Raw genomic sequence first — 7,415 nt, forward strand, 5'->3', positions numbered from 1 at the left:
TCATGCCTTGAGGCTAAAATAGGTAGACGGTAACGAGACTAAGCCAACTATTTGCTGTGAAACATCTGTAAACGCAACCGATAACGCACATTATGTTTGATAGCCTCCAAACTGGAGTAAGGTGTTACGAATTGGCGGAAACCAGTCATTCGCTGCATGTGCAGCGATGATTGCGCTACGGGACGACGCAAACATCAACCAAGAGTTGCCAAATGCTGCTTTAGACTTAACACCAGTTCAGCACCACTTTCCCAGACCGCCCCGACTTCATCTCGACAAAACCTTTCGCGAAATCACCGACGTCCAAGCGGTGGGTGATGACCTTACTGACGTCCAAACCGTTTTGCAGCATGGCGATCATTTTGTACCAAGTTTCAAACATCTCACGGCCATAGACGCCTTTGATGGTGATGGCTTTGAACACGATCCGGCTCCAATTCACGGGGGATTCCCCTGGGGGGATGCCCAGAAGGGCAATCTTGCCGCCCATCACCAAGGCTTCGACCATTTGATCCAGCGCGATTTGGCTGCCTGACATTTCCAACCCGACATCGAAACCTTCGGTCATGCCCAACTCGTGAGTTACGTCGTTGAGGTCTTCTTTGCTTACATTGACGGTGCGCGCGGTTGGCACGACAGTCTGGGCAAGCGCCAATCGGTCCGGGTTGATATCCGTCAGGACAACATTGCGCGCACCGGCATGCCGCGCAACGGCGGCAGCCATGATGCCAATGGGGCCAGCGCCGGTAATCAATACGTCTTCGCCTAACAATTCAAAACTCAGGGCCGTGTGAACCGCATTGCCCAGCGGATCAAGGATCGCCCCAATCTCATCAGGAATATCATCGGGCAGCGGCACCACGTTGAAGGCAGGGAGCCGCAGGTATTGTGCAAATGCCCCCTGTTCATTCACGCCAATCCCGCGCGTGCCAGGATCAAGGTGGAATTTCCCTGCCCGCGCCTGACGACTTTCAGTGCCGATCAGATGGCCTTCGCCAGAACAACGCAGGCCAAGTGTTAGGCCGGTGACATTGCGGCCCATGTCGACAATCTCACCCGCGAATTCGTGGCCGGTGATCATCGGAACAGGAACTGTTGCTGCCGCCCATTCATCCCAGTTCCAGATGTGGATGTCGGTGCCGCAAATACCTGTCGCATTCACGCGGAACAAAACGTCATCTGCGCCGATCTCAGGAACAGGCGCTTCGATCATCCACAGCCCTTCTTCTGGCTTAGTCTTTGCCAAAGCGGTCATCGTGTTGACCGTCATGAGATCACTCCCAACTTGCGACCAACTTTGGCGAATGCAGCAAGGGCTTTGTCCAGTTTAGCCGTTGTGAGTGCGGCATTCATCTGGGTTCTGATACGGGCTTGTCCGCGTGGGACAACTGGGAAGAAAAAGCCCGACACATAGACGCCTTCGTCAAACAAAAGTGCCGCCATATCCTGTGCAAGCTGCGCTTCGCCGAGCATAACTGGGATGATTGGATGTTCGCCGGGCAATAGATCAAACCCCAATTTGGTCAAGCCAGCACGCCAATGTGCGGCATTTTCAAACAGTTTACTGCGCAGGTCGGCCCGTTCTTCTACAAGGCGAATAGCTTCCATGCCTGCAGCCACAATTGAAGGAGGCAAAGAATTGGAAAACAAGTAAGGACGTGCCCGTTGACGCAGCAAATCAATGACCGGCTGGGGCCCCGCGATATAGCCGCCAATGGCGCCGCCAAGTGCCTTGCCCAAGGTGCCCGTCAGAATATCGATATCGACGCCGAAGTGATCCGGCGTGCCCGCACCGTTCGGCCCCATGAATCCCGTTGCATGGCAATCATCAACCATAACAACCGCATCGTATTTATCGGCTAATGCACGCACACTGGGAAGATCGGCGAGCGTCCCATCCATGGAAAATACACCGTCTGTGGCAATCATGATGTGACGCACGCCGGCGGCTTTGGCGTCTTTCAACTTCGCCTCAAGATCAGCCATGTCGTTGTTGGAATAGCGATACCGCTGCGCCTTACACAGGCGAATGCCGACGATGATAGACGCGTGGTTTAGGCTGTCAGAGATGATCGCATCCTCTGGCCCCAGAAGCGGCTCAAACAACCCGCCGTTGGCATCGAAACAAGCCGCAAACAAGATCGCGTCGTCCTTACCAAGGAACGTGGCGAGCCGTTGTTCCAATTCACGGTGTAGGTCTTGCGTGCCGCAGATAAACCGAACGCTGGCCATACCAAACCCGTTGGCATCCATTGCCTCCTTGGCGGCATCGACAAGCGCCGGATGATCCGCAAGGCCAAGGTAGTTATTGGCACACAGGTTGATAACATCGCGACCTTGAACGGACACGGTACCCGCCTGTGGCGACATGATCAGGCGTTCGCGTTTGAATAGACCTTCGGCTTCAATTTGGGTCAGAGTCGTGCTGATATCGTTCAGAAAAGCATTGGGCATGGCAGTCTCCTTTAAGACGCCACTTCTGTCATAGCGGACATAGATCCGCAATAAAATAATCCGTTATTGCGGATTTGCTTCCGTTATTCATTCACCCACTGGATTTCACAATAAGGAAAACCCGCGCAGCCCCGTCAACCGCTTCGATGACATGAGGCACATCGGCCGCATAGCGTGCAGTATCGCCTTGCGCGATGTGCGACGTTGCAGCCCCAGACGTCACCTTTACACGTCCCTCAATAACCACCAACTGCTCGAACGCACCACGGGCATGCGGCTGGCTGCTCAACAAACCATCCACGTGAAACGAGATATCATAAACCTCATGTCCCCCTGCATCTTCTGGCGGAGACAGAATAGCGATGCGGCACCCTTGGCCGATATTGTCGATCGTCGGCACCTCAGTTGCCTTTAAGACATCAATGCGGTCGCCTCTATCCGTCTGATCAAGAAGTCCGGCGAAATCGACATTCAGCGCACGCGTTAGGTTCCAGAGGGTCGCAATCGTTGGGCTGCTTTCCCCACGTTCAATCTGGCTCACCATAGATCGCGATACGCCGCTGAGATTTGCAATGGCGTCAAGGGACAGGCCCTTGGCTTTGCGAGCATCTTTAAGGCGTGCAGGCAGGGCATTTAATATATCTTCGTGATTTTCCGTCATAATGGAAACTAATACTACGGCAGCCAAAGGTTACAAGCCAATCCCGAAAGTAGACATCTAGGTATGATGCAGCATCGGTCCATATGGACTCAAATCCGACTTTAATTGCGACTAGCACCAACGTCCGGTTTGGGCCGTGAGTGACGGTTTAGTGGCTCGATGAGCAAGGACATGCCTTGATGCAGCGAAAGTCTGGTCTGAGCCCATTATGACGGATGCTGCAGCCGGTATGAATGGCAGCTTTCCATTGCGATAGGCCACTTCCAGTCGTGTATCGTTTGCGGCTTTAATCAACAAGACTGCCGCCACAAGCAAAACATCCCCGAACTCGATCAAGTCTTGCATTCAAGTTAAGTTCAGGAGTCGTAATCAAAGTACCGCAGCTGTTTGGTTGGCGGCGTCTATGTCTTCTCCAAGGAGGGGCGACTTATGCGTTCAAATGAAAGGCTTTGAAACTGGGCCGGTCGATTGCCCAACGACCAATTCCGCTTCCAACAAGACGTGCGACAGCTCGGAGTCGGGTTCTTCGATTTGCTTGATTAGCATTTTCGCAATCTCCTGTCCCGCCAACAGAACCGACGATCGAACGGCGGTGAATACGGGTACTGTTTGTCGGTTAGACAAATAGGAAAGATCATCATCATAGCAGACCAAAGAGACATCTTTGCCCATGGTCAGGTTGGCCTCCTGTATCGCCCTTCGCGCGCCGATGGCTAAGATCACCGAAGACGTCAGCAAGGCGGTTGGCCTATCGGGACGGGACAGAAAATCACGTGCAATCGCGTGTCCATTGTCTTCCGTCATGAAGCCACGTGACATCAATTGCGGGTCTGCTTCAACGCCAGCAGCCTTCAAAGTATCTTCAAAACCCGAACGGCGCCGCATTGCGTAATCCATTGTTTCATCGCCGTTAATAAGGCCGATGCGCGTATGCCCAAGATCCAGCAAAAATTGTGTCGCGCGCTCAAATGCGCGGCGGTTATTAACGTCGACCCAAGCGTATTCTGTGGTGACGTTGGTCGAACGCCCATGAACCACAAAGGGCAATCCAATCTCTTTTAGAAGCGCGATGCGCGGATCATTAGGCCGTGGCAATTGCAAAACCACGCCATCCACAGCGCCTTCAGACTTTAGCTTTCGATAAATCGCTTCTTCTTGGGCAGCCTCGGTCAGAGTCAATGACAGACTATATCCAACCGCAGAACTTGTTTCGGTAAGCCCGCCGATGAAGTCGCCGAAGATCGGGTTAACCAGCTCGGTTTTGTTGCGAGAGGTGAGAACATGCCCAATGTTGAAAGACCGCCCAGTCGCGAGCGAACGGGCGCGTTTGTCAGGGCGGTAGCCAAATTGTTCAGCCGCTTGAACGATACGCGCACGCGTTTTCGGGTTCACTTCCGGATAACCACCAAGGGCCCGCGAGACAGTCGTCTGCGACAATCCGATCTGCTTTGAAAATTCTTTTAAGTTCAAATCCCTACCCAATCAAAAGAATTAAAGCGCTTTCGAATGTCGTTTCGATAATCCTATATGTTCGCAACTATGGTCAAGTGCAAATGCATCAACTGCGCTGTGAAGTTGCGATTTTCGAATGATCTTGACATGAAGGCTAGAATCGTAGTGTCTGTGCACTATTGAAAGCGCTTTAAAATTTACGACTTGAACGTCGCATTCCAAAATCGAAGCGCCAAATGGGAGAAACGAAATGAAATCCGCCTTTTACGCCAGTGTTGCGGCTTTGGCCGTCACTGCACATGCGGCAGCAGCCGAACAAATCACAGTCTTTGGTACGTGGCTCAGCCCCGAAGCCGAGATCGTTGAAGAGATTTTTGATGTCTTTGAAGAGCGAACAGGCCACGAAGTGTCTTACGTCGGCTCCGACAGCTTTGAGCAACAAGTTTTGATCGACGCCGAAGCGGGCTCTGCTCCTAACATTTCGATCTTTCCACAACCCGGTCTTGCCGCAGACATGGCGTCGCGCGGCTTCCTGACGCCGCTCAAAGAAGGCTCTGCTGATTGGATCCGCGAAAACTATGCTGCGGGTCAGTCATGGGTTGATTTGGGATCCTATGCGGATGAGAACGGCGACAAGCAGCTTTACGGCATGTTCTTCCGCGTCGATCTGAAATCGCTGGTTTGGTATTCACCCGAAAACTTCGAAGACGCCGGGTACGAAATTCCTGAGACGATGGAAGAGCTGATCGCGCTCTCTGATCAAATCGTGGCAGATGGCGGCACCCCATGGTGCATCGGTCTCGGTTCCGGGGCAGCGACAGGTTGGCCTGCGACGGATTGGGTCGAGGATATGATGCTGCGCACGCAAACGCCTGACCTTTATGACAAATGGGTTTCCAACGAGCTAAAGTTCAACTCCCCTGAGGTCATCGAAGCGATCGAAACATTCGGTAAATTTGCGCTCAACGATGATTATGTGGCTGGCGGCGCGGGTGCTGTAGCATCAACAGACTTCCGTGATAGCCCAAAAGGTCTCTTTGACAGTCCACCACAGTGCTACATGCACCGTCAGGCCTCATTCATCCCTGCATTCTTCCCAGAAGGCACCGTTGTGGGTGAAGATGCTGACTTCTTCTACTTCCCAGCCTTTGCGGAAAAAGATCTCGGCTCACCCGTTCTTGGTGCGGGCACGTTGTTTGCGATTACGAACCCAAGCGAAGGCGCTCAAGAGCTGATCGAGTTCCTGCGTGACCCCGCAGCACACGAAATCTGGATGGGTCACGGTGGCTTCCTGACACCGCACAAAGGTGTCGATGCGTCCAAGTTCCAGGATGATACTTCACGCGCACTAAATGACGTTCTTCTTGGCGCGACCACGTTCCGTTTTGATGGCTCTGACCTGATGCCAGGCGCAGTGGGTGCAGGTAGCTTCTGGACCGGAATGGTCGACTACGCGAGCGGCAAAGACGCAGCTTCTGTAGCGGCGGGCATTGATGCCTCTTGGCCTGATTGATCCTAACTGACTAGGATTTGAAAATGCCCTGTCCGGCGAAAATCGGTCAGGGCACGCTAAAAATGTCCTTCCTCATTGCCCGTGCACCGCGTCACTTGAAAGGTATGTCCAATGAATCCGGCACTTCTAGGTATCGTCACCGTTGCTATCGGCGTCAGTGCCTGCCTTGGGTATTTTTACTTTTCCAACATGATCTTGGACAAAGTTATCTTCCCACCAAAAGCAGGGGACAAAGGTCGCAATATCACGCGTGCCAATATGGTTCGCCCTTGGCTGTTCCTCTTTCCTGCAATGGCCGCCCTTGGACTGTACCTTGGCTATCCCGTCATTGAGACATTTCGATTGTCTCTGACGGATCGCGATGCGGGCGGTGCATTTGTTGGTCTGGCAAATTACCATCAGATGTTTGCAGAGCCAAAGTTTATGGAAGCCATGCGCAACAACATGCTTTGGTTGATTATTGTACCGGCAACCTCGACCGCGTTCGGATTGCTTGCTGCGCAACTGACGGATCGGATCAGCTGGGGTAATATCGCTAAATCTCTGATCTTTATGCCCATGGCGATTTCGTTTGTCGGGGCATCGGTTATCTTCAAACTGGTCTACGACACGCGCCCCGTTGAGCAAGATCAAATCGGCATTCTAAATGCGCTTTGGCTCAACTTTGAGGGCGGCTTCGGCACAACTCTTGCCTTGAAATTGATACCGACCCTCCTGATGCTCGCCTTTGCGGCGATGGTAGCCTACGCCATCAAGTCAGTGATCGCACCGATGCGCCGCGCCCACACAAACGAAGGGACACTCTTTAAAGCGCTTCGCATTATCGCAGCGCTGACAGGCGCAGGGCTGATCCTCAAAACGCTGATGTCGATCGTCGCGCTACTGACAACAACCTTCACCTATGGCGAACCCCAAACATGGCTGACCGTACCATTTTGGAATTCCATTTTCCTGATGATCGTTTTGATTTGGATCCAGACAGGCTTTGCGATGGTGATCTTGTCAGCGGCACTGCGCGGGGTTCCTGAAGAAACTGTTGAGGCGGCAATCGTGGACGGTGCCAATCCCTTCGAGGTCTTTTTCAAGATCAAAGTACCGCAAATCAAAGGCACGATTGTTGTCGTTTGGACAACCATCACGCTCGTCGTGCTGAAAATCTTCGACATCGTTTACGCAATGACGAACGGACAGTGGGAGACACAAGTTCTGGCGAACTACATGTTCGACAAACTGTTCCGAGCAAATGACTGGGGCGTTGGCTCGGCGTCCGCAATTATCATCATGCTACTGGTAAGCCCGATCCTGGTTTGGAATGTCTACAGCGCCCGTAAAGAA

General features: G+C 52.8%; 6 protein-coding genes. 2 read left to right on the forward strand and 4 right to left on the reverse strand.

Translation table 11 applies throughout. The features are described from left to right. Positions 1–226: 226 nt before the first annotated feature. The 4 genes from tdh to ABJQ89_RS19605 all read right to left on the reverse strand — a co-directional run bounded on the left by tdh (position 227) and on the right by ABJQ89_RS19605 (position 4,597). Complete coding sequence (gene tdh / locus ABJQ89_RS19590; protein WP_348497843.1) at positions 227–1,255, reverse strand: L-threonine 3-dehydrogenase; 1,029 nt, start codon at positions 1,253–1,255, stop codon at positions 227–229. A gap of 11 nt (positions 1,256–1,266) precedes the next feature. Then, a complete protein-coding gene (locus ABJQ89_RS19595) occupies positions 1,267–2,454 on the reverse strand; it encodes a glycine C-acetyltransferase (RefSeq protein ID WP_348497838.1) in 1,188 nt (395 codons plus the stop codon). Positions 2,455–2,545: 91 nt separating this feature from the next. Continuing rightward, on the reverse strand, positions 2,546–3,115 hold the full coding sequence (locus ABJQ89_RS19600; RefSeq protein ID WP_348497839.1) for an XRE family transcriptional regulator: 570 nt from the start codon (positions 3,113–3,115) through the stop codon (positions 2,546–2,548). A gap of 435 nt (positions 3,116–3,550) precedes the next feature. Next, entirely contained in the window at positions 3,551–4,597 is a 1,047-nt protein-coding gene (locus tag ABJQ89_RS19605; RefSeq protein WP_348497840.1) for a substrate-binding domain-containing protein, read from the reverse strand. A 220-nt stretch (positions 4,598–4,817) separates the two neighbouring features. On the opposite strand from ABJQ89_RS19605, the gene ABJQ89_RS19610 reads away from it, so the two are divergent. Continuing rightward, positions 4,818–6,080, forward strand: coding sequence for an ABC transporter substrate-binding protein (locus ABJQ89_RS19610; protein ID WP_348497841.1), 1,263 nt, complete (start codon positions 4,818–4,820; stop codon positions 6,078–6,080). 111 nt (positions 6,081–6,191) lie between these two features. Further along, positions 6,192–7,415: sugar ABC transporter permease (locus ABJQ89_RS19615; protein ID WP_348497842.1), on the forward strand; the 1,224-nt coding region annotated here is incomplete at its 3' end.

Source organism: Planktotalea sp. (assembly GCF_039984035.1).
GTDB lineage: Bacteria > Pseudomonadota > Alphaproteobacteria > Rhodobacterales > Rhodobacteraceae > Planktotalea.